The 24214-nt window shown below is 62.8% G+C and carries 23 protein-coding genes; 13 read left to right on the top strand and 10 right to left on the bottom strand.

From position 1 onward, the window contains the following. Window positions 1-3: 3 nt before the first annotated feature. Both BLW22_RS19065 and BLW22_RS19060 read right to left on the bottom strand, forming a co-directional pair. Window positions 4-489: a hypothetical protein gene (locus tag BLW22_RS19065; RefSeq protein WP_137213134.1), complete on the bottom strand. Its 486-nt coding sequence runs from the start codon at window positions 487-489 to the stop codon at window positions 4-6. Continuing rightward, window positions 486-1400 (bottom strand): Ssp4 family T6SS effector, encoded by a 915-nt coding sequence (locus tag BLW22_RS19060; protein ID WP_065927313.1) that lies wholly within the window; start codon window positions 1398-1400, stop codon window positions 486-488. The genes BLW22_RS19065 and BLW22_RS19060 overlap by 4 nt, the downstream gene beginning before the upstream one ends. A 187-nt stretch (window positions 1401-1587) precedes the next feature. On the opposite strand from BLW22_RS19060, the gene BLW22_RS19055 reads away from it, so the two are divergent. Then, a complete protein-coding gene (locus tag BLW22_RS19055) occupies window positions 1588-2076 on the top strand; it encodes an Hcp family type VI secretion system effector (protein WP_074847276.1) in 489 nt (162 codons plus the stop codon). A gap of 417 nt (window positions 2077-2493) precedes the next feature. Here the strand turns inward: BLW22_RS19055 and BLW22_RS19050 are convergent, their stop codons facing one another. Beyond that, window positions 2494-3000, bottom strand: a complete 507-nt coding sequence (locus tag BLW22_RS19050) for a hypothetical protein (RefSeq protein WP_065924338.1) — start codon at window positions 2998-3000, stop codon at window positions 2494-2496. Beyond that, window positions 2997-3911 carry an Ssp4 family T6SS effector gene (locus BLW22_RS19045; protein WP_065924337.1) on the bottom strand — a complete coding sequence of 305 codons (915 nt, stop codon included), beginning with the start codon at window positions 3909-3911 and terminating at the stop codon, window positions 2997-2999. The genes BLW22_RS19050 and BLW22_RS19045 overlap by 4 nt, the downstream gene beginning before the upstream one ends. A 187-nt stretch (window positions 3912-4098) precedes the next feature. On the opposite strand from BLW22_RS19045, the gene BLW22_RS19040 reads away from it, so the two are divergent. After that, window positions 4099-4587, top strand: a complete 489-nt coding sequence (locus tag BLW22_RS19040) for an Hcp family type VI secretion system effector (protein ID WP_065924329.1) — start codon at window positions 4099-4101, stop codon at window positions 4585-4587. A gap of 208 nt (window positions 4588-4795) precedes the next feature. Here the strand turns inward: BLW22_RS19040 and BLW22_RS19035 are convergent, their stop codons facing one another. The 4 genes from BLW22_RS19035 to BLW22_RS19020 form a co-directional block, all read right to left on the bottom strand. Beyond that, entirely contained in the window at window positions 4796-6259 is a 1464-nt protein-coding gene (locus BLW22_RS19035) for an aldehyde dehydrogenase family protein (RefSeq protein ID WP_065924330.1), read from the bottom strand. Window positions 6260-6402: 143 nt separating this feature from the next. Next, a complete protein-coding gene (locus BLW22_RS19030) occupies window positions 6403-7575 on the bottom strand; it encodes an NAD(P)/FAD-dependent oxidoreductase (protein ID WP_065924331.1) in 1173 nt (390 codons plus the stop codon). After that, window positions 7572-7979, bottom strand: a complete 408-nt coding sequence (locus tag BLW22_RS19025; protein ID WP_074847275.1) for a RidA family protein — start codon at window positions 7977-7979, stop codon at window positions 7572-7574. Before BLW22_RS19025 ends, BLW22_RS19030 begins: the two co-directional genes overlap by 4 nt. Then, on the bottom strand, window positions 7969-9105 hold the full coding sequence (locus BLW22_RS19020; protein ID WP_074847274.1) for a DSD1 family PLP-dependent enzyme: 1137 nt from the start codon (window positions 9103-9105) through the stop codon (window positions 7969-7971). The genes BLW22_RS19025 and BLW22_RS19020 overlap by 11 nt, the downstream gene beginning before the upstream one ends. Before the next feature lie 95 nt (window positions 9106-9200). Here BLW22_RS19020 and BLW22_RS19015 point away from each other — a divergent pair, with 95 nt between their 5' ends. After that, window positions 9201-10085: a LysR family transcriptional regulator gene (locus BLW22_RS19015; protein ID WP_074847273.1), complete on the top strand. Its 885-nt coding sequence runs from the start codon at window positions 9201-9203 to the stop codon at window positions 10083-10085. A gap of 1 nt (window position 10086) precedes the next feature. Here BLW22_RS19015 and BLW22_RS19010 read toward each other — a convergent pair whose 3' ends face one another. Both BLW22_RS19010 and BLW22_RS19005 read right to left on the bottom strand, forming a co-directional pair. Beyond that, the gene (locus tag BLW22_RS19010) at window positions 10087-10800 is read right to left on the bottom strand and encodes a cupin domain-containing protein (RefSeq protein ID WP_074847272.1); all 714 of its coding nucleotides are present in this window, start codon (window positions 10798-10800) and stop codon (window positions 10087-10089) included. A gap of 22 nt (window positions 10801-10822) precedes the next feature. Beyond that, window positions 10823-11674, bottom strand: coding sequence for a GNAT family N-acetyltransferase (locus BLW22_RS19005; protein ID WP_065948057.1), 852 nt, complete (start codon window positions 11672-11674; stop codon window positions 10823-10825). A gap of 1109 nt (window positions 11675-12783) precedes the next feature. Here BLW22_RS19005 and BLW22_RS18990 point away from each other — a divergent pair. The 10 genes from BLW22_RS18990 (at window position 12784) to argE (ending at window position 24139) form a co-directional block, all read left to right on the top strand. Continuing rightward, window positions 12784-13452 (top strand): haloacid dehalogenase type II, encoded by a 669-nt coding sequence (locus tag BLW22_RS18990; protein WP_065924408.1) that lies wholly within the window; start codon window positions 12784-12786, stop codon window positions 13450-13452. 23 nt (window positions 13453-13475) lie between these two features. Beyond that, window positions 13476-14750 (top strand): NAD(P)/FAD-dependent oxidoreductase, encoded by a 1275-nt coding sequence (locus BLW22_RS18985; protein WP_065924409.1) that lies wholly within the window; start codon window positions 13476-13478, stop codon window positions 14748-14750. A gap of 95 nt (window positions 14751-14845) precedes the next feature. Next, complete coding sequence (locus BLW22_RS18980) at window positions 14846-16483, top strand: ABC transporter substrate-binding protein (RefSeq protein ID WP_065948061.1); 1638 nt, start codon at window positions 14846-14848, stop codon at window positions 16481-16483. 13 nt (window positions 16484-16496) lie between these two features. Further along, entirely contained in the window at window positions 16497-17453 is a 957-nt protein-coding gene (locus tag BLW22_RS18975; protein WP_053138848.1) for an ABC transporter permease, read from the top strand. Then, on the top strand, window positions 17450-18325 hold the full coding sequence (locus BLW22_RS18970) for an ABC transporter permease (protein ID WP_027607459.1): 876 nt from the start codon (window positions 17450-17452) through the stop codon (window positions 18323-18325). The genes BLW22_RS18975 and BLW22_RS18970 overlap by 4 nt, the downstream gene beginning before the upstream one ends. Before the next feature lies 1 nt (window position 18326). Next, a complete protein-coding gene (locus BLW22_RS18965; protein ID WP_074847270.1) occupies window positions 18327-20168 on the top strand; it encodes an ABC transporter ATP-binding protein in 1842 nt (613 codons plus the stop codon). Beyond that, window positions 20165-20473 (top strand): (2Fe-2S)-binding protein, encoded by a 309-nt coding sequence (locus BLW22_RS18960; protein ID WP_053138839.1) that lies wholly within the window; start codon window positions 20165-20167, stop codon window positions 20471-20473. Before BLW22_RS18965 ends, BLW22_RS18960 begins: the two co-directional genes overlap by 4 nt. Beyond that, complete coding sequence (locus BLW22_RS18955) at window positions 20455-21834, top strand: FAD/NAD(P)-dependent oxidoreductase (RefSeq protein ID WP_074847269.1); 1380 nt, start codon at window positions 20455-20457, stop codon at window positions 21832-21834. Before BLW22_RS18960 ends, BLW22_RS18955 begins: the two co-directional genes overlap by 19 nt. Then, window positions 21831-22985 (top strand): NAD(P)/FAD-dependent oxidoreductase, encoded by a 1155-nt coding sequence (locus tag BLW22_RS18950; protein WP_074847268.1) that lies wholly within the window; start codon window positions 21831-21833, stop codon window positions 22983-22985. The genes BLW22_RS18955 and BLW22_RS18950 overlap by 4 nt, the downstream gene beginning before the upstream one ends. Beyond that, entirely contained in the window at window positions 22982-24139 is a 1158-nt protein-coding gene (gene argE / locus BLW22_RS18945) for an acetylornithine deacetylase (RefSeq protein WP_065948065.1), read from the top strand. The genes BLW22_RS18950 and argE overlap by 4 nt, the downstream gene beginning before the upstream one ends. The last annotated feature ends 75 nt before the right edge of the window (window positions 24140-24214 follow it).

The raw sequence follows: 24214 nt of genomic DNA, 5'->3' as shown, positions 1-24214 counted from the left end.
GGCTCACCACCATTTCCAGCGGCCCTGTTGTTTCAGGGTGGCGATAACGCCGTTGCGTTTATGCCTGATTTCCAACATCTCTCGGCGCATTTGTCGTTGGCGTTTGCTGTTCAGGCATAGAAGCCCGATCAACGGGCTTAGTAAGGCAAGGGTAAATAGGAGGTGATCGGGGCTGTAAAGGATTGTCGGCACTACGAGCAGTAAGTAGATGAGGAACACACCCACCTGAAGCCACACCCATCGTGGATAACCGTGAAGGACCAAGCTCTGCGCGACGCCGAATACCGCACACGCAATCCCGCCTGCGATGAAGAACGCATTACTGGTCAGTTCATCGGATGCGTGGGCGAAGTAGGTGAGATTCATCAGGGTGCCGGTGGTGGCAATCGAAAGGCACAAGGCTATAAGACCGCCAAACAACGCCAGTCTGTGACGCGCCCAAAGAGAGCGAGGATCTATAAGGTAAAGGGGCTCCTGGCGGTTTTTCATTCGCTGAACTCTTCGTAGATACCGATGGCCAGCGTCTTGGTGTTTCCGGACATACCGCTGCTGGCGAGGCCCAGTGCTGCTGCAATGGCATCATTTCGATGGGTCGCGATGATTGGTTTTATCTTTGTTGCTGGAATGCGTTTTGGCGCGTTACGTGCGGCTTGCTTGAGCTTGAGGAGCTTGGGTGTCAGGCGCGGGTCTTGGATTCTCAGGAGCTCATTCGTTAATTTTGCCCGTTCCTGTCGACTCAGCCCACGCAATACTTCTCTTAGTGGTTTACCTGTTGCGCGCTTGGACAGGTTGATTACTTTCACTGTCGTTACGGCAGAAGAGGCGACACCAAGTAAAGACACCGCATCCAGAGCTGCCATCATCCCTTCGTACCAAGCATTACTGTCCAGGTAGTCATTCATCTGCGGATCCCAAACTTCGTTTACCGTTCGATAGACTCCGGCGGCGCACTGGAACAACCCCGCTACTGCTGCTGCGGTGCCAATGAATGAGACAACAACACTTGCGCCACCCGTAAAAGGCATCAAGGCGATTCCGCTGTAAATAACATGCCAACTCAACAGCGCCCCGGTACACGTCACCGTCGTCCTCAAAGCCTCCGCTACCCATTCCGACTCCCGAGGCTCATGCTCCAACATCCGCTTGAACTCCACCGGCCCCACATACCTCGGCGCTTCCCGCAGCACCACTTTGATCGGCCGCACACTGCAAATCGCCTGGAACTCACGCAGCGTGACCACGTTGAAGTCCTCATCGATATACACCACGCCCGCGCCAATCAGCACCGGGTCGCTGTCGATGGCGAAGAACAGTCGACGCAGGTCGATGCTGCTTTCAATGCGTTGGCGGGTGGTGCGGTGGGCCGAGGGGAATCCATCGTTGAACAAGGCGGTCGTCATTCCTTAACTCCTGGGTTTTTGGGGAGTCGAGAGGGTAAAGACGTAGTGGCGCAAATTAATGTCGGACGTTTCGCCATTTCAAGGCAGGCACTTCCCGATCCCGCTTTGCCATCTTGTGAGCACCGTCTCGATTCGGGAACAGTGCGCCCCACGTCACTCCCGACGCACAACAGGACAAGGAGCCAACATGGCAGTCGATATGTTTTTGAAACTGGGCGATATCAAGGGTGAATCACGGGACCAGGCCCATTGTGACGAGATCGACATTACCAACTGGGGCTGGGGTTTATCGCAAACGGGCTCGATGCATTCCGGCACGGGAGGCGGCTCGGGCAAGGCCGACTTTGCCAACCTGAACCTGACCAAACCCCTGGATAAATCCAGCCCCAACCTGATGATGGCCTGCGCCACCGGCAAGCATTACCCCGAAGCCAAACTGGTGGTGCGCAAGGCTGGCGGTTCAAGCCCGGTGGAGTACCTGGTGATCACCTTGAAGGAAGTGATGGTGGTGTCCTACGGCACCGGTGCGCAAAGTCAGGATGATGTCCTCTACGACAGCATCGCGTTGAATTTCGCCACCGTCGAGGTCAGCTACCAACCGCAGAAAGCCGACGGCGCCAAGGACGGTGGGCCGGTGAAGTTTGGCTGGAATATTCGGCAGAATGTCAAAGCTTGAGTAAGTGAGTCTCAGGGGGAGCGCTGTTGTTGTCGACGGCGCTGTTTCAGTTAGTCCAACTGAGTCATTTCTGATTATTGGATTTCCAGACAAGTCCTATGAAGTGTTTAGACAGCAGATGGTATTGGTGCACCGTGGCTCTCTTGAGTTTGAGTACAGGGCTTCAGGGTTATCTAATAATTGATGGGCTGACTCGAGGTGTGATAGTGGCTCATAACCGCGTCGGGCCTTCCATTACTTACACGCTTGTAGGGCAGCCAAAGCACTATTGGTTCACCATTGCCTGGCTGGTGATTACTGAAATTATTCTAATGGTGCTGACCTTTTGTATGGCCTGGATTACCAGGCAGTTGCATAAAAATAAATGATCTAACTGAAGTGTTTTGGCGTTTTAGGCACGACCAACCGGTATAAAGATCACCACCATTTCCAGCGACCCTGCTTTTTCATAGTCGCGATGATGGCTTGGCGTTTATGGTGCAGTTCAAGGGATTTTTTCCGCAGTTCGCGACAGCGCTTGCTGTTGAGAATTAACAGGCCGACAAGTGGGCAGAGCAGGGCCAGTGCATAGAGATAGGTGTTGGGGCGCCAGAGGATGGCGGGGAGGGATATCAGCAGGCAAAGGAGGTAGATCGCGACGTTTATCCAGACCCAATGGATGCGGCCGTAGAGCACTTCGTATTTGGCCAGGGCGAATACTGCGCCCAAGCCCGAGGCGCCGAAAAAGCATGTCTTGGCGACAAAATCTACGGGGTGAGTTGGCAAATACGTAAGCATCGCCAAGATCGTTGTCAACGCTATCGAGAAACATCCTGCCAATGCATCACCTCCAATCACGGGCATGAACCGCTTGAGGAGTTGCCAAGGATCCTCAATAAAGAGTGATGAGTAATATTGGCCTTTTATCTTCCGTTGTTGGCTCACTGGTTAACTTCCTCGTAGATGCCCAACGCCAGAGTTCTTACGTTTCCAGAGACTGTACTGCTGGTAAAGCCGAGCAAGGCTGCAGCTATATCCATTTTGTGTGCGGCAGTAGCACGCTGCATTTGAATATCGCTGATACGTTTGGCCACATTGCCGGAGGCTTTTTCCAGCTTGAGCAACTTGGTCGTTAGTCTTGGATCCCGGATTTTAAGCAGCTCATTGTTCAATTTTGTCCGTTCTTGCCGTGTCAGGCCTCTAAGTACTTGACTAGCTGTTTTTCCGGTTACTTTTGTGGTCGTTGTAACGACTTTCACGGTGACAAGTGCCGAGCTGGCAACACCCATCAAAGCAATGCCGTCCAACACTGCTGTTGCGGCCTCATACCACGTCTCGTTATCCAAGTAGTCATTAACTTCTGGAAAGGCTAACTCTGATGCTGTACGTAGAGCGCCACCGATGCATTGGACTGTACTTGCAACGGCAGCAGCTTTACCGATGAACGAAATTATCGAGCTAGCCCCAGCTGTAAAAGGCATCAGCGCAGCCCCACTCGCAATGACCATCCAACTCAACACTACTCCGGTGCACGCTATTGCCGTATTTATAGCTTCCACTGCCAACCTGGACTCCCGAGGCTCATGCTCCAACATCCGCTTGAACTCCACCGGCCCCACATACCTCGGCGCTTCCCGCAGCACTACCTTGATCGGCCGCACACTGCAAATCGCCTGGAATTCACGCAGTACCACCACGTTGAAATCCCCATCGATATACACCACCCCCGCGCCGATCAACGCCGGGTCGGCGTCTATGGCGAAAAACAACCGCCGCAGGTCGATGCTGCTTTCAATGCGTTGGCGGGTGGTGCGGTGGGCCGAGGGGAATCCATCGTTGAACAAGGCGGTCGTCATTCCTTAACTCCTGGGTTTTTGGGGAGTCGAGAGGGTAAAGACGTAGTGGCGCAAATTAATGTCGGACGTTTCGCCATTTCAAGGCAGGCACTTCCCGATCCCGCTTTGCCATCTTGTGAGCACCGTCTCGATTCGGGAACAGTGCGCCCCACGTCACTCCCGACGCACAACAGGACAAGGAGCCAACATGGCAGTCGATATGTTTTTGAAACTGGGCGATATCAAGGGTGAATCGCGGGACCAGGCCCATCGTGACGAGATCGACATTACCAACTGGGGCTGGGGTTTATCGCAAACGGGCTCGATGCATTCCGGCACGGGAGGCGGTTCGGGCAAGGCCGACTTTGCCAACCTGAACCTGACCAAACCCCTGGATAAATCCAGCCCCAACCTGATGATGGCCTGCGCCACCGGCAAGCATTACCCCGAAGCCAAATTGGTGGTGCGCAAGGCCGGCGGAGCCAGCCCGGTGGAATATCTGGTGATCACCTTGAAGGAGGTCATGGTGGTGTCCTACAGCACCCGCGCTGAAACGGCCGAAGATGTGTTGTACGACAGCATCGCCTTGAACTTCGCCACCGTCGACGTCAGCTATCAGCCGCAGAAGGCCGATGGCGCCAAGGACGGCGGGCCGGTGAAGTTTGGCTGGAATATCCGGCAGAACGTCAAGGTGTGATGCGCTGAGAGGGCATAGGTATCCACACAGCCTTTCAAACCCTGACACATCTCTCTGTGGTGAACGGGCGGTGCGACGATTCGACAAGCCCGCTCACCACAAGAATGCGGTCGCCTGAAATTTGTTTATGCAAGACTCAAGATTTTAGAGTGAAAATTTAACCCTTTAAAATCAATAATTTATTTTAAGCTTGATAAAGGCCCATCACTCACTCGCCAAACCCGATAATCGCCTTGGTTTCCAGATACTCCTCGAACCCCTGCACCCCATACTCCCGGCCATTCCCTGAGCGCTTGTAGCCCCCAAATGGCGCCATCGGATTCCACGCCGGATGGTTCAGGTGCACCTGGCCCGCCCGTATACGCGAAGCCACCGCCCGCGCAACATCTAGGTCCTGCCCCTGAACGTGAGCACCCAGCCCGTAGACCGTGTCGTTGGCGATGGCGACGGCTTCATCCACCGTCTCATAGGCAATGATGCACAGCACCGGGCCGAATATTTCCTCTTGGGCAATGCGCATGGCGTTGTCCACGTCGGAGAAAACCGTCGGCCGCGTATAGAAGCCCTTGTCAAAACCCGCCGGCCGTCCCGGCCCACCGCACAGCAGTTTGGCGCCCTCGTCGAGGCCGGCCTGGATCATGGCCTGGACGCGATGGAACTGGGCTTCGTTGGCAATCGGGCCCAACTGCGTTTCTTCCGATTGCGGGTCGCCCACGATCAATGCATTTGCGGTAGCCGCCGCCAGGGCTTCGACTTCGGCCAGGCGGTTTCTCGGCACGATCATGCGGGTCGGCGCGCTGCACGACTGGCCGACGTTGCGAAACGCCGACATCACCCCCAGCGGCACAGCCTTGGCGAAGTCGGCGTCGGGCAGCAGCACATTCGGCGACTTGCCCCCCAGTTCCTGGGTGACCCGCTTGACTGTCGGCGCGGCCGCTTGGGCAACCAACGCGCCTGCGCGGTTGGAGCCGGTGATGGAGATCATGTCGATGTCCACGTGGGCCGCCATGGCCGCGCCGACTTCGGCACCGCTGCCGTTCACCAGGTTGAACACCCCAGGCGGCAGACCGGCGTCATGCACCAGTTGGGCAAACAGCAGGGCGCTCAATGGCGACAGTTCGCTGGGTTTCAACACCACGGTGCAGCCGGCGGCGATGGCCGGGGCGACTTTTGCGGTGATTTGATACAGCGGCCAGTTCCACGGCGTGATAAGCCCGCACACGCCGATGGGCTCGCGCTCGATTGCGGTGCCGCCTTCCACGGTCTGGAAGCGATAACTGGACAGCAGGTCCCGGGCGACCCGCACGTGCTCGGCCGCCAGCGGCACTTGCATCGCCCGCGCGAAGCCAATGGCCGCGCCCATTTCCAGGGACAGCGCCTGTGCCAGTTGCTCTTTGCGCTCAAGGATCAGTTCGTGGATTTTCCCCAGCACCTGGGCTCTCGCAGCAGCCGGGGTCGCAGACCAACCGGCGAACGCCCCGCGTGCCGCCGCAACGGCCCGGTCGACATCCTCGGCAGACCCGCGTGCCACCTCGGCAACCACGGCTTCATTGGCCGGGTTGACCACCGGCAGCGTCGCCGGGATCGCCGGGAACGTCCAACGACCGTTGATGTAAAACTGGTGAGCCGTTTGCGCATCAACGCTGTAGCTGTTTGAAGATTGAGTGGTCATCCAACTGGCTCCCTGGAGCGGTAATAGGCGCTGCAAACAGCACGGCCCGGTGTCCGGATAAGCTAGCAAAAGGCTCCCGCGCAAAGATGCCGTTATTCAACGCTGCAAGGGATAATCTGCTGAATCCGGCAGGCGGGTGAGGCTCATATGAGTTTTCCTGTGGTGGGGGCGTTTGCCGGCACCGTCGAAGGTTGGGTAAAGCGCCGGATATCGAACGGGCTGATCAAGGTGCTGGTGCTGCCGGTGCTGATCAGTTCGGCCATCACATCCCCCACGCCCGGGCCGAGCTGGAAGCCGTGGCCGCAGAAGCCGAAGGCATAAAACAGCCCGTCCACGCTGCCGCTGGGGCCCATCACCGGCAGGGAGTCGGGTGTGTAGCTTTCGATGCCGCTCCACACTCGGATGATGTTCAGCTTCTCGGCGCCCGGCAACAGCCGTTTCATCTGGCGCATCTGGTTGAGCAGGCTCTCGGGCTTGAAAAACGCGCGGCGGTTGAGCATGTCCGGCGTGCAGCGGGCACCGCCACCGATGATGATGTTGCCGCGCGGGATCTGGCGGAAGTAGATCACCTCTTCCTTGATCTTGGTGAACACGCCGATCACGGTGGGCAAGGCGTAGGGCACCGGTTCCGTCACCGACATCTGCGGGCCGTTGGGCTCCAGCGGCACCGGCTCGCCGAAGCGCTCGGACAGGCGCGCGGCCCAGGCGCCGGCGGTAATCAACAATTGCTCGGCAACAAACAACTGACCGTCGGTGGTGGTGACGTGGAACAGGCCGTTGACCTTTTCCACGTCGGCGACTTCGGTTTTTTCCTCGATGCGTGCACCGAGGCGCCGTGCGGCGCGGGCAAACGCCGGCGCGGCCAGCCGTGGGTTGGCGTGGCCGTCGTGGGGCGCGTAGGAGCCGCCTTTCACCTCGGGGCCGAGGAAACCGAAACGCTGGTGCAACTCGGCGCCGCGATAGATTTTCAGGTCCAGTTGCGCGGCTTCCGGCGCGGCGGCGTAGGCCTCCAGTTCGGCGATTTCATCTTCGCGATAGCACACGCGCATGTGGCCGCTGGGGATGAATTCCAGGTCGTCGTCGATCAGCTCCGGCAGGCGCTTCCACAGTGCCCACGAACGATTGGCCAGCTCCAGTTGCCCCAGGTAGCGGCCCTGGCGGCGCACATTGCCGAAGTTCACACCGCTGGCGTACTGACCGATCTGGTCGCGTTCCAGCAGCGTGACCGAGCAGCCGCGGCGGCGCAGGAAAAACGCCGACGAGGCGCCCATGATGCCGCCACCGATGATCAGCACAGCGCTTTTTTGCGGGTTCATGCAGGCTGCTCCTGTGTAGCACGGGCCACCGCTTCGATTTCGATCAGGTAGCCATGGTGCAACACCGGCACGGGCACCACGGCGCGGGCCGGTTTATGTTCACCCAGGTAGCGCGCGTAAATTTGATCAAAGGCGGGCCAGTGTTCTATGCCGACCACGTACACCGTCACTTTGAGCAGGTCGCCGGGGCTCAGGCCCGCTTCACCGAGGATCGCCACCAGGTTATCCAAGGCAATCGAGGCTTGCACTGCGAACGGTTGCCCGGCGCTGTGCTCGCCATTGGCGCGTACCGGCAGTTGCCCCGATACATACAGCACGCCGCCGTGTGCCACTGCCTGGGAATAGTGCCCGCCCGGCGGTGCCGCGTGGGTGCTATGAATCGAGTGGATGCGATTACCAGCCATGCAGGCGACTCCAGGTGTGCACGCTGCCATCGGCCTCCACGGCGTGATAATCCGGGAACTGCGCGCCGGTGGCACAGGCATGGTTGGGCAGGATGCGCAGCCGACTGCCGATGGGGAAGCGCGTGACAAGCGCGTCACTGTGGGCAGCGCCCAGGGTGACGATGCCGTGTTCCTGGTTGGCAGCGGTGACCCGCGCGCCGTCGATCCAGTCGCCCGCTTCGCTGCACACTTGGCCGTAACCGAAGTCCTGGCGCTGGCGCTGGGTGCCACGGTCGCGGCTCATGGCCATCCAACCGGCGTCGGTGATAATCCAGCCTTTGTCCGGCTGATGGCCGATCACGGTGGTCAGTACGCTCAACGCCAACTCATCGGCCTGGCACACGCCGATGTTGCGCATGACCAGGTCGAAGAACACATACACACCTGCGCGTACTTCGGTGATGCCGTCCAGGTTCAGCGCCGAGAGGGCCGTGGGGGTGGAGCCGATGCTGACCTCGGGGCACGCCAGCCCGGCTGCGCGGAGGATGTCTGCGGCGCGTACGCAAAGTGCGCGTTCCTGTTCGGCCAGCGCTTGCAGGGGTTCAAGGCTGTCCAGCTCGTAACTCGAGCCGGCGTGGGTCATCACGCCACGCAGGTGCAGGCCGCCCTCGCTGAGGATGCGGGCGACGTCGATCAGTACAGGGTCCTGCGCGGCCAGGCCGGAGCGATGGCCGTCGCAATCGATTTCGATCCACACGTCGAAGCGTGCGTCATGCTGCTGTGCGAAAGCGACGATGGCCTCGGCGCCCGGGACGCTGTCGGTGAGCAGGCTGAGGTTACAGCCTTTGCGCCGCAGGGCCAGGGCTTGGGGCAGTTTGCCCGGGGCCATCGCCACGGCGTAGAACACATCGCGGATACCGGCGGCGAAACAATGCTCGGCTTCCTTGAGGGTGGACACTGTGACACCGCTGGCCCCGGCGGCGATCTGGGCGTGGATCACCGGCAGGCACTTGCTGGTCTTGATATGCGGGCGCAAACGCACGCCCAGGCTGTTCATGCGCTCTTGCATGCGCTGGATATTGCGCTGCATCTGCGGGATGTCGACGAGCGCGGCGGGCGTGTCGAGGGAAGCAATCGGCGTGGACATGGCGGAACTCGTGTGGCGGGAGACAGGCTGCACTCTACTCAGCTGTTGTTAACGTGTGGTTCAATCAGCGCTCATCAATCATTAAGTAAAATTGAATGATTTCCATCGAAGACCTTCGCCTTGCCGTGACCCTGGCCCGCTCGGAGTCGCTGAGCGCCGCCGCCCGCACCCTGAATGTGTCGCCGCCGGCGTTGTCCATGCGCCTGCGCAAGTTGGAGACGCTGCTCGGGCTGAGCCTGGCCAATCGCGATGCGCGGCGCCTCAGCCTGACGGCGGATGGCGAGCGGTTTTCGCGGGAGAGCGCGCTGTTGCTGGAACAGCTTGAGGCGCTGCCGGAGTCGTTCCGGCATCAGGATGAAACCCTGGTGGGCACCTTGAGGGTGGCGGCGCCGTTTGGCTATGGCCGCCAGCGCATCGCACCGCTGTTGGCGCGGTTTGCCAAACTGCACCCGCAGCTGTGTTTGCAGCTGGATTTGCGCGAGACGCCCTGGCCCGATCGCCATGACAGCGATGCGGTGATTCACATCGGCCATCTGAATGACAGCCTGTGGACCGCGCGGCCACTGACACCAAACGAGCGCTGGTTGTGCGCCAGCCCGGCCTACCTGCACGCCCACGGCGTGCCGTCTGCGCCGGATGAGCTGGCGTCCCATCGCTGCATCTGCATTCGCGAAAATGATGAGGACGTGACCCTGTGGCACCTGCGCAAAGGCCAGAGCCGCAAGACCCTGCGCGTGGAACCTGCGTTGTTGAGCAACGATGGCAGCGTTGCCCGGCGTTGGGCCGAGCAAGGCTTGGGGCTGGTGCTGCGTTCGCAGTGGGACGTGAGTGACGCCGTGGCCAGCGGCAGCCTGGTACGTGTGTTGGCGGACTGGAGCTTTGACAGCGCACCGGTGCTGCTGCTGGTGCCGTCGCGCAAACTGCGCAGCCCGCGCGTACAGGCGTTGGTGACGTTTCTGGAAGAGGCGTTGAAGGCCTGAGTCACTTCACCGCGTAGACCTTGCGCACGTACACCGTACTGGTCCAGGCGCAGGGCGCGCCTTTGGCCACGAACACGGTATCGCCGGTATTCACCGTGACTTCGCCACCTTCGTTGCCCTGCAGGGTGACGCGGCCTTCGAGCAGGTGCATCAGTTCGTGCAATTTGTGCGGGCGGCCGTGGCGGGCGTAGGGCGTCGAGTCCCAGATGCCGACGCGCAGCTCGGTCACGGCATCGTCGAACAGGTTGAATGCGCGGCACTGCGGGGTGGGGCCGATCAGTATCTGGGGTTCCGGCGCGGCGGAGGGGTTGAGCAGGGTGTGCGGGTCGAGCAGGGTCAGGCCGGGGCATACCGGGGCATCGGCCTGGTCGACCGCGCAGAACGCCCATTCGCTGCCTGCACTGGCCTGCACCGTGAGGCGTGTGCCGAAGCCGATTACGGCGCTGGCGCCGACGTCCAATTCCAAGGTCTGTTCCGCGGCACTGAGCACGACATGGCCTGCATGTACCACCAGCGTTTCGCTGTGAGGGAAATCTTCGATCACCGCTTCGCCGCTGAAGGACACCAAGCCTGCGGACACGCCATCGTCGCCCATCCAGGCAAGTTGGCGGCTGTCGCCGAACGGGTCCGGCGCGCTCAAGGCGGCCTTGTTGAAAGACGTGGCAACGCGGCTGCCGTCGGCGCGTGCCAACAACAGGATACGGGGAGATGACATGGGGAGTGCTCCGGGAGAAAAGTCAGCCGATCGCCTGGGTGATCAGGGCAAAGGGGTGTACGCCTTGGCTGGCCTGGGGCGGCGTACCCAGGGCCATTTGCGCGACGGTGTCGATGTTCTTCAGGCCGGCCTGTTCGAGCCAGTCGCTGAGGCCACAGGCGACGGGAATGTCGATGCGCACAAAGGTGTCCGGCACCTGGGCCAGCAAGGTGGCGATCAGGTACTTGGCCTGCTCGATATTTTCCGCCACCACCGGGCCGATGCAACGCCCACGCCCAAACGGCCGCAGCAGGGCGAAGCCGCGTAGGCGGCCGTCGCGTTCGATACCCACGGCGTGCTCCACCTGCAGGTCACGCAGCACTTCACGGCGGTCCATACCGCTGGCGGCCTTGGCCAGCGCGAGCAGGCTGGCGTGGTCATCGGCGTTAAGCGCCCGGCAGGTTTCGCCGTCGGCAAGCGTCGGCAGGGCGGGCACCAACGCCTGGCCCTGGTGTTGCTGCACCCGGCCGAACTCGACGAACCCCTGGCTGGCATACAACGGCGCGCCGGCGAGGGTGGCGTTGAGGACCGGCGTGCGCGTATCGCAGGCGGCAATGGCCTTCTCCATCAAGCGCCGGCCGATGCCCTGGCCCTGGTAGTCATTGCTGACGATCACCAGGCCGATGGTGGCGTAGTCGCCCTGGGGGCAGGTGAACGCGCTGCCGATCAGCCGCTCGCCATCCATGACCACGAAGCCGTCGCTGACCCGTTGCAACATTGCCCAGTCTTCCAGGCGGTGAGGCCATTTGAGTTGCACCGACAAATCGTGGGCGGCCGGGAGGTCGGCTGCGGTCATTGGGCGGTAGAGATAAGTGGGGTGTGGCAGGGCGGACATGGCGAGCCTCCGGAGCGTTGTTAATTGTGGCGTCAGGGTGCTTGTATCCCACCTGGGTTGAGGGCTGGCAAGGGGGGCGGGAATATTCGGTAGATTCCTCGTGGTGTGTGGGGCGAGACCACAGTTACTACTTAATTGCGGTTGGGGGGCAGCAGCAAATGCCATGGGGTTGGCGTTGGAGCCAACTGGAGTAGGGCGGGGGTACACGGTTAAAAATGTGGGAGGGGCGGTGCGACGGTTCGACTTGCCCCCGATGAGGCAGTGTCAGTGGATGCATCTGTAGCTGAGCTGCTGCCATCGGGGGCATAAGTATCTGCACAATTTTTTTCAGCGGTCTGTGGCGAGGGCGCTTGGTTCCGTGGCGGCCTTTGGGCCGACCGCTTTTTTTGGGGTGGAGTACATATCCGTTGCTGCGGTCACGGCCACCTATGGTTCCGCTCTTACAGCGGGTCACTTTTGGAAAGACCCAAAAGTAACCAAAAGGTCTTCGCCCCAACACTCGGCACCTCGCCTAGGCTCGGTGTGCCCTCACTCCGGCTTTGGAGCGTGGGCCGCCGCGATGGGCCATCCATGGCCCAGCGCGGCTAACCCGGCGTCCTGCCGGGTTACCCACGCTCCAAAGCCTGCGTTCGGGCATACCGAGCCTAGGCGAGGTACCGAGTGGTGGGGCAAGAGCCCTTTGGTTACTTTGGGGCTTTTCCAAAGTGACCCGCCGTAAGGGCGGAACCCATAGCGGCCGTGACCGCAGCAACGGATATGTACGCGCTCAAAGCCAACGACATGGTCGGCCCGAAGGCCGCCACGGAACCAAGCTCCCTCCCACCGTTCAACCCGCCACACTTTCTGCCGCCCCCACCCCCGTGCTTAAGCCTCTGCACCCCCAAAAGCCCCCTAAAAGCGCACAAACACTGGCCCTGCCCAAGCCTGGCGCGCACCGCAAAGTCTGCTGAGCCCGGCCACCAAAACGGTGGTTTGTATTGAGCGCAGGTCGTTTTAGACGGCATATGCTGATTTCACAGTGGTGTAATGAACCTGTGCTGCAACGAGGCCGACGCGCCGCCAGGGCAGCGAACGCTTGTCACACTCAACGAACTCCAGGACCGCACTCAATGAGCTTTCTTCGTCCCAAATTCATTACGTTCGACTGCTACGGTACGCTGACCAACTTCCATATGGGCACCATGACCCGCGAGCTGTTTGCCGATCGCATCAAGCCCGAGCAGATGGACCAGTTCGTCAAGGATTTCTCGGCCTACCGCCTCGACCAGGTCATGGGCGACTGGCGCCCCTACGATGAAATCCTCAAGACCGCCCTGGCCCGTACCTGCAAACGCTGGGGTATCGACTATCGCGAGGAAGGCCAGCTGTATTACGACGCCGTGCCGACCTGGGGCCCCCATGCAGACGTGCCGGCCGGGCTGTCGAAAATTGCCGACAAGATTCCCCTGGTGATCTTCTCCAATGCCAGCGACAGCCAGATCATGTCCAACGTCGACAAGCTCGGCGCGCCGTTCCACAAGGTGTTCACCGCCGAGCAGGCCCAGGCCTACAAGCCGCGCCTGGCCGCGTTTGAATTCATGCTCGACAACCTCGGCTGCGGCCCGGAAGACATCTTGCATGTGTCGTCCAGCTTCCGTTACGACCTGATGCCGGCCCATGACATGAAGATCAAAAACAAAGCCTTCGTTGCCCGTGGCCACGAAGTGCCGGGCAACGCGTTCTACGGTTACCAGCAGATCACCGATATCGGTGGGCTGCCGGCGCTGGTCGGTCTGTAACCGCACACCTCTGAGGGCAAGACATGGGCAGTGAATCCTATTGGCTCGACACCGCACCGGCGTTTACCGGTGCCCGGCTGGGCGGCTTGCCCAAGCAGGTCGATGTGGCTGTGGTCGGCGCTGGGTTCACCGGCCTGGCGGCAGCACGGGCGTTGGCGCTCAAGGGCGCCAGTGTGGTGGTGCTCGACGCCGGGCGGGTGATCGGCGAGGCCTCGGGGCGCAACGGTGGGCAGTGCAACACCGGGGTGGCCCAGGATTACGCCGGGCTGCACGCCAGCCTCGGTGCCGCCAAGGCACGCGCCTATTACCAGGCCTATGAAAGTGCCGTGCAGACGGTGGTGTCACTGGTCGAGCAGGAAGGCATTGCCTGCGACCTGGTGCGCAACGGCAAGCTCAAGCTGGCGGCCAAGCCGATGCACTACGAAGGCCTGGCCCGCACCTGCGAGCTGATCCGCCAGGAGGTGGATGCCGAGGTCGAGCTGCTCAGTGCCGAACAGACCCGTGCTGAAGTCCATTCGGCGCAGTTTCATGGCGGCCTGCTGCAGCGCAACGGCGTGCAGATGCATGTCGGCCGCTTCGGGGTCGGCTTGGCCGAAGCGGCGGCGCGGCGTGGTGCGATGATCTACGAGCACACCCCCGTCAAGGATTGGAAGGCCCAGGCCGGCGGCTACCAGGTCAACACCGCCAAGGGTTCACTGCACGCCGGGCAAGTCCTGCTGGCCACCGGTGCCTGCCAGCATGGCGACCTGGGTTGGTACCGCCGCAGGATTGTGCCGGTGGGCAGTTTTGTCATTGCCACCGAAGTCTTGCCCCAGACGCTGATCGACCAGTTGCTGCCGCAACATCGCGCCTATGTGACCAGCCGCATGATCGGCAACTACTTTCGCCTGACCCCGGACAACCGCCTGCTGTTTGGCGGGCGTGCGCGGTTTGCCATGTCCGACAGCGTCTCCGACGCCAAGAGCGGCAAGGTACTGCAAGCGGCGATGCTGAACATGTTCCCGCAGTTGGCGCACGTGAAGATCGACTACTGCTGGGGCGGCCTGGTGGACATGACGTCCGACCGCCTGCCCCGCGCCGGCCAGCATGGCGGCGTGTTCCACTCCATGGGCTACAGCGGCCATGGCGTGCAGATGTCGGTGCATATGGGCCAGGTGATGGCCGATGTCATGGCCGGCAATACCGCCGCCAACCCCTGGCGCGAACTGGAATGGCCGGCGATTCCCGGGCATTTCGGCAAGCCGTGGTTCCTGCCGTTCGTGGGGGCTTACTACCGCTTCCAGGACTATTTGCACTGAGTTGCCGTTGTTGCGTCACCGTCGTTTGTGTTTCCAGGACGCTCCGGACATCCGTGAGCACTCGATTCTTCCGATTATCGACAGGTAGCCTTGCTATGACTGACAACAAAAACACCCCCGAACTCATCTCCGGCCAGGACAGCCTGCGGGTGTTCGAACGTCTCAACCGTGGCATGTCGCGCCGCAACGCCCTGCAAATGCTGGGCGTGGCCGGTGTCGCCGCCGCCGGTGCCGGCAGCCTGTTCGGCGCCGCCGGCAAGCTGTTCGCCGACGAGGCCGCCGTGGCCGGCAAAGGCAAGCCAGGCGGCAAGATCCGCGTGGCCGGCATGTCCAGCTCCACCGCCGATACCCTCGACCCGGCCAAGGGCGCGCTGTCCACCGACTATGTGCGCCACTACATGTTCTACAACGGTTTGACCCGCTTCGATAAGCACCTGGTGCCGCAACTGGAACTGGCCGAGCGCATCGACAACACCGACGCCACCGTCTGGACCATCACCCTGCGCAAGGACGTGACCTTCCACAACGGCAAGGCCCTGACCGCCGCCGACGTGGTGTTCTCCCTGAACCGCCACAAAGACCCGCTGACCGGTTCCAAGGTCATGCCGCTGATGGAGCAGTTCGCCGAGATCAAGGCCAGCGGGCCGAACGAAGTGCAGATCCGCCTCAGCGCGGCCAACGCCGAGTTGCCGTCGATCCTCGCGGTGTCACACCTGTTGATCGTCCCCGAGGGCACCAGCGACTTCAGCAAAGGCATCGGCACAGGACCGTTCACCGTGGGCGAGTTCAAGCCCGGCGTGCGTTCGATTGCGGTGCGCAACAAGAACTACTGGAAACCGGGCCTGCCGTACCTCGACGAGATCGAGTTCATCGCGATTGCCGACGAGCCATCGCGGGTCAATGCACTGCTGTCGGGCGACGTGCACATGATCAACGAGGTCAACCCGCGCTCCACCACGCGCATCAAGGCCAGCGCCAAGCACCGCGTGGTCGACGCGCCGTCGGGCAACTACACTGACTTGATCATTCGCCAGGACCAACTGCCCGGCAAAAGCCCGGAATTCACCCAGGCCATGAAGCTGCTGCTCGACCGTGAACAGGTCAAGTCCGCCGTATTCCGTGGCTTTGCGGTGGTGGGCAACGACCACCCGATTGCGCCGGGTTCGCGCTACTTCAACACCGACTTGCCGCAGACGGTCTACGATCCGGAAAAAGCCAGGTTCCTGCTGAAGAAAGCCGGCATGGAAAGCATCACCATGCCCGTGATGGCCTCGCCTGCCGCCACCGGTTCGGTGGACATCGCCGTGCTGTTGCAGCAGTCGGCCAAGCAGGCCGGGCTCAAGCTCGACGTGAACCGCCTGCCGAGCGACGGCTACTGGTCCAACCACTGGATGAAGCACCCGCTGAGCTTCGGCAACATCAACCCGCGGCCGAATGCCGACGTGATGTTTTCGCAGTTCTTCCAGTCCAAGGCGCCGTGGAACGAGTCCGGCTGGCAGAACGAGCAGTTCGACCAGTTGCTGATGCTGGCCCGTGGCGAAACCGACGACGCCAAGCGCGCCAAGATGTATGGCGACATGCAGGTCCTGGTGCACGACCACTGCGGCATCGGCGTGCCGGTGTTCATCAGCAATATCGACGGCGTCGACCAGCGCATCAAAGGCTACGACAGCAACCCACTGGGCGGTTTCATGGGCTACATGTTTGCCGAGCAGGTGTGGTTGGACGCTTGAGGAGGGTGGTGGGATGAATAGCAATACACTGTGGTTGATCGGCCGGCGCTTCGGCGCCGGGGCCTTGACCTTGTTGATCGTGTCCATGGTCGTGTTCGCGATCACGGCGGTACTGCCGGGGGACGCGGCGCAACAATCCCTGGGCCAGTTCGCGACCCCTGAACAGGTGGCGGCCCTGCGCCTGAAACTGGGGTTGGACCAGCCCGGTGTGTTGCGGTACCTGCACTGGTTGATGAGCCTGCTCACTGGCGACATGGGCGTATCGGTCTCCAACGCCATGCCGGTCGGTGAGCTGATGGCGGGGCGGGTGCCCAACACCCTGATGCTGGCGGGCGCCACGGCGCTGGTCTCGGTGCCGGTGGCACTGGTGCTCGGCATCGGCTCGGCGATGGGCCGGGGCGGGCGCATCGACAGTTGCCTGAGCTTCATCACCCTGGCGATGGTCGCGGTGCCGGAATTCCTGGTGGCGACCCTGGCGGTGCTGATTTTTGCGGTCAACCTCGGTTGGTTGTCGGCCCTCTCCTATGCCAGCGACATCAGCTCACCGCTGCAATTTCTGCGCACCTATGCCTTGCCGGTGATGACGCTGTGCTGCGTGATCGTCGCGCAAATGGCGCGCATGACCCGCGCCGCCGTGATCGACCAGCTCGACAGCCCCTATGTGGAAATGGCCCGCCTCAAAGGCGTCAGCCCGATCCGCATCGTGCTGCGCCATGCCTTGCCCAATGCGATCGGGCCGATTGCCAACGCCATTGCCCTGAGCCTGTCGTACCTGTTGGGCGGGGTGGTGATTGTCGAAACCATTTTCAACTACCCCGGCATTGCCAGCTTGATGGTCGATGCCGTGACCAACCGCGACATGGCGCTGGTGCAGGCGTGCACCATGTTGTTCTGCGCGGCCTACCTGGGCCTGGTGCTGCTCGCCGACCTGTGCGCGATCCTGTCCAATCCGAGGCTGAGAAACCAATGAACAACCTCATTGCGAAATCCAAGCCTGTCTCCTCCGCCCTGGCACTCGCCAAGGTGTCCAGCGGCCCGTCGTGGCTGGGGCTGCTGGGCGGCGTGGTGTGCGTCGCCTGGCTGCTGGTGGCGCTGCTCGGCCCGTGGCTGGCACCTCACCCGGTGGGGGAGGTGGTGTCCGATAACATCTTCGAAGGCTTCAGCCTCGCGCATCCATTCGGCACCGATTACCTGGGCCGCGACATGCTCAGCCGGGTGCTGGTGGGCGCGCGCTTTACTGTCGGGCTGGCGCTGGTGGCAGCGTTACTGGCCAGCACCTTCGGCACCGGGTGTGCGCTGTTGTCGGTGGTCTCGCCCAAGTGGCTGGACGAAATCATCAGCCGCATCATGGACGCCTTCATCTCGATCCCGAGCAAAATGCTTGCGTTGATCATGGTCTCGGCCTTTGGCTCATCGGTGACGTTGCTGATCTGTACGGCCGTGATCAGTTATATCCCCGGCTCCTTCCGCGTCGCCCGCAGCATGGCGGTCAACATTGAAGCCCTGGAGTACGTGCAGGTCGCGCGTACCCGTGGCGAGCGCCGGCTTTACGTGGCGTGCGTGGAGATCCTGCCGAACATGCTCAACCCGGTATTGACCGACCTGGGCCTGCGTTTCGGCTACATCGTGCTGTTGCTCAGCGGCATGAGTTTTCTTGGCCTGGGCGTGCAACCGCCGGACGCCGACCTCGGCTCGCTGGTGCGGGAAAACATCGGCGGCCTCAACCAGGGCGCGCTGGCCATCATCCTTCCGGCGCTGGCCATCGGCACGCTGACCATCGGCGTGAATCTGCTGATCGACTATCTGTCGTCGCGACGTAGTCGACGCACGGGAGGCCATTGAAATGACTGAATTGATTCGCGTCGAAGACCTGCGCGTGGTCGCCTGCGGCGAGCGCGGCGAGGTGGAAATCGTCAAGGGCGTGAGCTTTGCCCTGAAACAAGGTGAAGTGCTGGCATTGATCGGCGAGTCCGGCTCGGGCAAGACCACCATCGCCCTGGCCTTGCTGGGGTATGCACGGCGCGGGTGTCGCTTGTCCGGCGGCGTGGTGCAGGTCGGCGAGCATGACATGCTCGCCCTGGGCGAACACCAATTGCAGGGCCTGCGCGGCAACCGTGTGTCCTATATCGCGCAAAGCGCCGCCGCCGCATTCAACCCGGCGAAAAGACTCATCGACCAGGTCATCGAAGGCGCACTGATCCACGGCCTGGGCACGCGCGCCGAGCTGCACGCCAAGGCTATCGGCCTGTTCCGCGACCTGGCGCTGCCGGGCCCGGAACGCATCGGCCAACGCTACCCGCACCAGGTCTCCGGCGGGCAGCTGCAACGGGTGATGGCGGCGATGGCGCTGATCAGCGACCCGCTGCTGGTGGTGCTCGACGAGCCGACCACCGCCCTGGACGTGACCACCCAGATCGACGTGCTACGCGCCTTCAAACGCGTGGTGCGCGAGCGCGGGGCCACGGCGGTGTACGTGTCCCACGACCTCGCAGTGGTGGCGCAAATGGCCGACCAGATCGTGGTGCTCAACGGCGGGCAGATCCTCGAACAGAGCGCCACGGCGCCGCTGCTCAATGCCCCGACCCACGCCTACACCCGCAGCCTGCTGGCCGCCGCACGGCCCGACACCACTATTCGCCCGCCCTGCGGCGTCGCCGGGGAGGTTCCGCTGCTGACCATCACCGGCCTCACCGCTGGCTACGGCAACAAGAACCTGCACGGCATGCCGTCGATTCGGGTATTGGAAGACATCGACCTCACCGTGCGCCGTGGCCAGGCCATCGGCGTGATCGGCGAGTCGGGCTCGGGCAAGTCCACACTGGCCCGGGTGGTGGCGGGGCTGCTGACCCCGGCCCTCGGCGGCCTGGCCTTCGACGGGCAGCCCTTGGGCGGCAGCCTCGCCGAGCGCACCCCGGAACAGTTCCGGCGGATCCAGATGGTGTTCCAGAACGCCGACACCGCGCTCAACCCCATGCACAGCGTGGCGGCCATCATCGGTCGGCCGTTGAAAATGTATTTCGGCCTCAAGGGCGCGGCGCTGCAAGCCCGCATCGGCGAACTGCTCGACCTGGTCCGCCTGCCCCGTGACCTCGCCGAACGGCGCCCGAATGAGCTGTCCGGCGGGCAAAAGCAGCGGGTCAACCTGGCCCGCGCGCTGGCGGCCAAGCCCGACCTGATCCTCTGCGACGAAGTGACCTCGGCCCTCGACACCGTGGTGGGGGCGGCGATCCTCGAACTGCTGCGCGACCTGCGCCAGCAACTGGGGGTGTCGTACCTGTTTATCAGCCACGACATTTCTACCGTGCGCGCGCTGTGCGATGACATTGTGGTGATGTATAGCGGCCGTAAGGTCCAGGCCGGCAGTCGCCAGGCGTTTGCCGAGCCGCCGTTCCATCCCTACACCGACCTGTTGATTCACTCGGTGCCCGAGTTGCGCCAGGGCTGGCTGGAAACCTGCGGTACTGCAGGCGACACGCTGCCAGCGCTCGGCGAGCGGGTCAATGGGCCGGAACTGTGCACCTTCCTCAATCGCTGCCCGGTGCGCGTCGACGGCCTGTGCAACCGCACCGCGCCGCCGCGCCGCCGCCTTGACGACGGTGGTGAAATCCTTTGCCACCACGACAGCGCCCATTTGCTGGATACCCAGCAGGGCGTCAACACCCTCACTGTGGGAGCCTATGCATGAACGGGCGTTTTGTGAGGCTGGCCGAACAGGGCCGGCCGACGGTCAGCCTGACCGTGGATGGCGCCGCCGTCCAAGCCCTGCAGGGCGACACCTTGATGGTCGCGCTGCTGACCCAGGGCAACGCGCTGCGCCAGTCGGAATTCGACAGCGGCCGCCGCGCCGGTTTCTGCTTGATGGGCGCGTGCCAGGATTGCTGGGTGTGGACCCGCAGCGGCGAACGCCTGCGCGCCTGTTCCAATGAAGTCCGTGACGGGCTGGACATCGTTACCACACAACCGGAGGCGACATGGCCACTGCACGGGTAGTTATTGTGGGCGCCGGACCGGCCGGGGCGCGCTGCGCCGAAACCCTGCTGGCGGCCGGGATCAAACCGATCCTGATCGATGAAAACCGCCGCGACGGTGGCCAGATCTATCGGCGTCAGCCAGAAGGCTTCACCCGCGACTACGCGACCCTGTACGGCAGCGAGGCCGCCAAGGCCCAGGCGCTGCACCAGAGTTTCGACCGCCTGCGCGACGCCATCGACTACCGCCCCGACACCCTGGTGTGGAACCTCACGCCGGGGCAACTGTGCTGCGTGAGCCAGGGCCGCCACACCACGGTGGATTACGATGCACTGATCCTCTGCACCGGCGCCACCGACCGCCTGATGCCCATCGAGGGCTGGCAACTGGCGGGCACCTACAGCCTGGGCGGGGCGCAGATCGCCTTGAAAAACCAGGCCGTGTCCATCGGTCATCGCGTGGTGTTCATGGGCAGCGGGCCGTTGCTGTACCTGGTCGCCAGCCAGTACGTGAAGGCCGGCGCCGAGGTGGCGGCGGTGCTCGACACCTCAGCCTTGAGCCTGCGTCTGAAAGCCTTGCCCAAACTGCTGGCGCGGCCTGGCGTGCTGTTCACCGGGATCAAGCTATTGGCGCAACTGTACCGCGCCAAGGTGGCGGTGCACCTGGGGGTCAAGCCGCTGCAAGTGATGGGCGACGCGGCCAATGGTGTAAGCGGTGTGCGCTTTACCACTGGTAACGGGCAGACCGTCACGGTGCAGGCCGATGCCGTTGCGCTGGGTTACCACCTGCGCCCGGAAACCCAGCTGGGTGACCTGGCCGGCTGTCGCATGGCGTTCGATGAGGCATCAAGCCAATGGTGGCTGGCCACGGATGACGCCGGGCGCACCTCGGTGAAGGGCGTGTACGCGGCCGGTGACGGTGCGAAAATTCGCGGCGCCGATGCCGCCGAGCATGCCGGGCGCCTGGTGGCGCTGGCGCTGCTGGAAGACCTGCAACAACCGGTGGACACCGGCCTGCGGGATGAGCAACAGCAGGCCCTGGCGGTGATGGATCAATTCCGCCTGGGCCTGGCCCAGGCGTTCCCGTGGCCGAGCGAACAGGCCAAGGCGTTGCCGGACAGCGCCATCGTGTGCCGCTGCGAGATGATCAGCGCTGGCGAGCTGCGGCGCACGGTGAAAGAGAAGGGCGCCTGCGAAGTCAATCGCGCCAAGGCGTTCAGCCGTGTGGGCATGGGTCGTTGCCAGGGGCGTTATTGCTCCCAGGCCGGGGCCGAAGTGATCGCCGCCGCTGCCGGCGTGCCGGTGCAGGCGGTCGGGCGCCAGCGCGGCCAGGCGCCGGTCAAACCGTTATCGATGCTGATCACCGAGGAGGTCTCGTCATGAGTGTGAAAAAAGCCGATGTGGTGATTGTCGGCGGGGGGCTGATGGGCTCGGCGACTGCGTTTTTTCTGCGCCGTCGCGGGCAGTCGGTGATCCTGCTGGAGCGCGACCAGATCGGCCAGTACGCCAGTGGTGTGAACTTCGGCAATGTGCGCCGGCAAGGGCGTTTCCTCGGCCAACTGGCCCTGGCCAACCGCTCGTGGGCGCTGTGGAAGCGCCTGCCGGAACTGATCGACGACGACCTGGAATTCATCCCCAGCGGGCATATGCGCGTGTGTTACCGCGAGGATGAAATTGCCGAGCTGGAGGCCTACGCCGCCGCACCGGAAGCGCAACAACTGGACCTGAAGATTTATGGTGGCGCCGAACTGCATCAACGCTTCGGCTTCCTCGGCCCGGACGTCAAGGGCGGCTCCTACGCGCCCCACGATGGCCATGCCAACCCGCGCCTGGCCGCGCCGGCGTTTGCCCGTGCCGCCCGGCGCCTGGGCGCGCAGATCGAAGAACGCACCGAAGTGGCCGAGGTGCAGAAGGTCGGCGCCGACTTCCAGGTCACCACCACCGACGGCCGCCAGTTCCACGCCGCGCAACTGTTGATCACCGCCGGCGCTTGGGGCCAGAAGCTCTCGGCGCAGTTCGGCGAACCGGTGCCGCTGGACACCCACGGCCCGCAAATGGCCGTGACCGAGCCGGTGCCTTATGCCTTGCCCACCGTGATCGGCGTGTACACCAAGGTGCCCGAAGAGGTGATCTACTTCCGCCAGATTCCCCGGGGCAATATCGTCATCGGCGGCGGCTACCGCAGCAAGCCGGACATGCTCAACCGCCGCGCCTATGTGGAACCGCGCAGCATCCTCAACCAGGTCAGCCAGATGCGCCGCCTGCTGCCGGGCGTCGGCAACCTGAACATCATCCGCGTGTGGAGCGGCATCGAAGGCTACCTGCCGGACTCGCTGCCGGTGATGGGCCCCAGCGGTACGGTTGACGGGCTGTTCTATGCCTTCGGGTTTTGCGGCCACGGTTTCCAGCTTGGCCCGGGCGTCGGCGATGTGATGGCCGAGCTGCTCGCCACTGGCAGCACCAGTACCCCGATCGAGCCATTCTCCATCACCCGGTTCGCCCTACCTGACGAGCAACGGAGCCAGGCCTCATGAAACCCCGCGTATTGGAGATTCTGAAACAGCTGATGGCCTTCGACACCGTGTCATCGGAGTCGAACATGGCCTTGATCGAGTATGTGCGCGACCTGCTGCTGACCAAGGGCATCGACTCGCTGATCGTCAAGGACCCCAGCGGCAAGAAAGCCAACCTGTTCGCCAGCACCGGGCCCAGGGAACAGCCCGGCGTGCTGCTGTCCGGGCACACCGACGTGGTGCCGGCGGCGGGGCAGGCCTGGACCTTTCCCGCCTTTGCCGCCACCGTGCAGGACGGGCGCATTTATGGGCGTGGCAGCTGCGACATGAAGGGCTTTATCGCCCTGGCCATCGACGCCATGCTGGACGCCGCCGACCACAGCCTGAACCGCCCGCTGCAGCTGGCCCTGTCCCATGACGAAGAAATCGGCTGCGTCGGCGTGCGGCGCTTGCTCGACGTGCTGCACCTGGCGCCGGTGCGGCCGTTTCTGTGTGTGATCGGTGAGCCGACCAACATGCAGTTTGTCCTCGGCCACAAGGGCAAGGGGTCCTACCGCACGTACTGCCGAGGCCAGGAGGCGCATTCATCCCTGGCGCCGCGCTCGGTCAACGCCATCCACGTGGCCTGCGACTTTATCGCCGCCCTGCGTGACAGCCAGCAGCAGTTGCAACGCCATGGTGCCCAGGACAATGACTATGACGTGCCCTACAGCACCGTGCATGTGGGCCAGATTATCGGCGGCAAGGCGCTGAATATCGTGCCCAACCTGTGCACCCTGGACTTCGAAGTGCGCAACCTGCCGGCCGACGACCTGGACGCGTTCCTGGAGCAGATGCGCGAGCGCGCCGAGGTGATCGTGCGTGAGGCGCAGAAGCTGTCCAGCGTGGCGGCCATCGAGATCGAAACGATCAACGTCTATCCTGGCCTCGACACCCACCCCAGTGTCGAGGCGGTGCACTTTCTCAAGCAATTCGCCGCGCCGGGCACCGGCACCTCCAAGGTCTCGTTCGGCACCGAAGGCGGCCTGTTCAAGCAGCGCCTGGACGTACCGGTGGTGGTGTGCGGGCCGGGCTCCATCGAGCAGGCGCACAAGCCCGACGAGTTTATCGAGATCAGCCAGATGGACGCCGGCGAGCGCTTTTTGCAAGGCTTGCTCGGTTCGCTGACGGCCTAGCAGAGCCTGCCGTCCTGAACGCAATTTCAGCACGGCACGCTGCTTTAACCGCGCTTTCGGCATCCTCGTTTGCGG

It is taken from the genome of Pseudomonas marginalis, from assembly GCF_900105325.1.
GTDB lineage: Bacteria > Pseudomonadota > Gammaproteobacteria > Pseudomonadales > Pseudomonadaceae > Aquipseudomonas > Aquipseudomonas marginalis.
The sequence above is the reverse complement of the archived record's forward strand: the minus strand, read 5'-3'. Positions and strand labels throughout refer to the sequence as shown.

What these genes read in the sequence shown, in the direction of transcription:
- BLW22_RS19020 (WP_074847274.1), bottom strand. Translation starts at nt 9,105, where the DNA reads ATGTCCACGCCGATTGCTTCCCTCGACACGCCCGCCGCGCTCGTCGAC.
- BLW22_RS19055 (WP_074847276.1), top strand. Translation starts at nt 1,588, where the DNA reads ATGGCAGTCGATATGTTTTTGAAACTGGGCGATATCAAGGGTGAATCA.
- BLW22_RS18960 (WP_053138839.1), top strand. Translation starts at nt 20,165, where the DNA reads ATGAACGGGCGTTTTGTGAGGCTGGCCGAACAGGGCCGGCCGACGGTC.
- BLW22_RS18985 (WP_065924409.1), top strand. Translation starts at nt 13,476, where the DNA reads ATGGGCAGTGAATCCTATTGGCTCGACACCGCACCGGCGTTTACCGGT.
- BLW22_RS18965 (WP_074847270.1), top strand. Translation starts at nt 18,327, where the DNA reads ATGACTGAATTGATTCGCGTCGAAGACCTGCGCGTGGTCGCCTGCGGC.
- BLW22_RS18950 (WP_074847268.1), top strand. Translation starts at nt 21,831, where the DNA reads ATGAGTGTGAAAAAAGCCGATGTGGTGATTGTCGGCGGGGGGCTGATG.
- BLW22_RS19065 (WP_137213134.1), bottom strand. Translation starts at nt 489, where the DNA reads ATGAAAAACCGCCAGGAGCCCCTTTACCTTATAGATCCTCGCTCTCTT.
- BLW22_RS19030 (WP_065924331.1), bottom strand. Translation starts at nt 7,575, where the DNA reads ATGAACCCGCAAAAAAGCGCTGTGCTGATCATCGGTGGCGGCATCATG.
- BLW22_RS18990 (WP_065924408.1), top strand. Translation starts at nt 12,784, where the DNA reads ATGAGCTTTCTTCGTCCCAAATTCATTACGTTCGACTGCTACGGTACG.
- BLW22_RS19025 (WP_074847275.1), bottom strand. Translation starts at nt 7,979, where the DNA reads ATGGCTGGTAATCGCATCCACTCGATTCATAGCACCCACGCGGCACCG.
- BLW22_RS19045 (WP_065924337.1), bottom strand. Translation starts at nt 3,911, where the DNA reads ATGACGACCGCCTTGTTCAACGATGGATTCCCCTCGGCCCACCGCACC.
- BLW22_RS18955 (WP_074847269.1), top strand. Translation starts at nt 20,455, where the DNA reads ATGGCCACTGCACGGGTAGTTATTGTGGGCGCCGGACCGGCCGGGGCG.
- BLW22_RS19015 (WP_074847273.1), top strand. Translation starts at nt 9,201, where the DNA reads ATGATTTCCATCGAAGACCTTCGCCTTGCCGTGACCCTGGCCCGCTCG.
- argE (WP_065948065.1), top strand. Translation starts at nt 22,982, where the DNA reads ATGAAACCCCGCGTATTGGAGATTCTGAAACAGCTGATGGCCTTCGAC.
- BLW22_RS19035 (WP_065924330.1), bottom strand. Translation starts at nt 6,259, where the DNA reads ATGACCACTCAATCTTCAAACAGCTACAGCGTTGATGCGCAAACGGCT.
- BLW22_RS18980 (WP_065948061.1), top strand. Translation starts at nt 14,846, where the DNA reads ATGACTGACAACAAAAACACCCCCGAACTCATCTCCGGCCAGGACAGC.
- BLW22_RS19010 (WP_074847272.1), bottom strand. Translation starts at nt 10,800, where the DNA reads ATGTCATCTCCCCGTATCCTGTTGTTGGCACGCGCCGACGGCAGCCGC.
- BLW22_RS19040 (WP_065924329.1), top strand. Translation starts at nt 4,099, where the DNA reads ATGGCAGTCGATATGTTTTTGAAACTGGGCGATATCAAGGGTGAATCG.
- BLW22_RS18970 (WP_027607459.1), top strand. Translation starts at nt 17,450, where the DNA reads ATGAACAACCTCATTGCGAAATCCAAGCCTGTCTCCTCCGCCCTGGCA.
- BLW22_RS18975 (WP_053138848.1), top strand. Translation starts at nt 16,497, where the DNA reads ATGAATAGCAATACACTGTGGTTGATCGGCCGGCGCTTCGGCGCCGGG.
- BLW22_RS19005 (WP_065948057.1), bottom strand. Translation starts at nt 11,674, where the DNA reads ATGTCCGCCCTGCCACACCCCACTTATCTCTACCGCCCAATGACCGCA.
- BLW22_RS19060 (WP_065927313.1), bottom strand. Translation starts at nt 1,400, where the DNA reads ATGACGACCGCCTTGTTCAACGATGGATTCCCCTCGGCCCACCGCACC.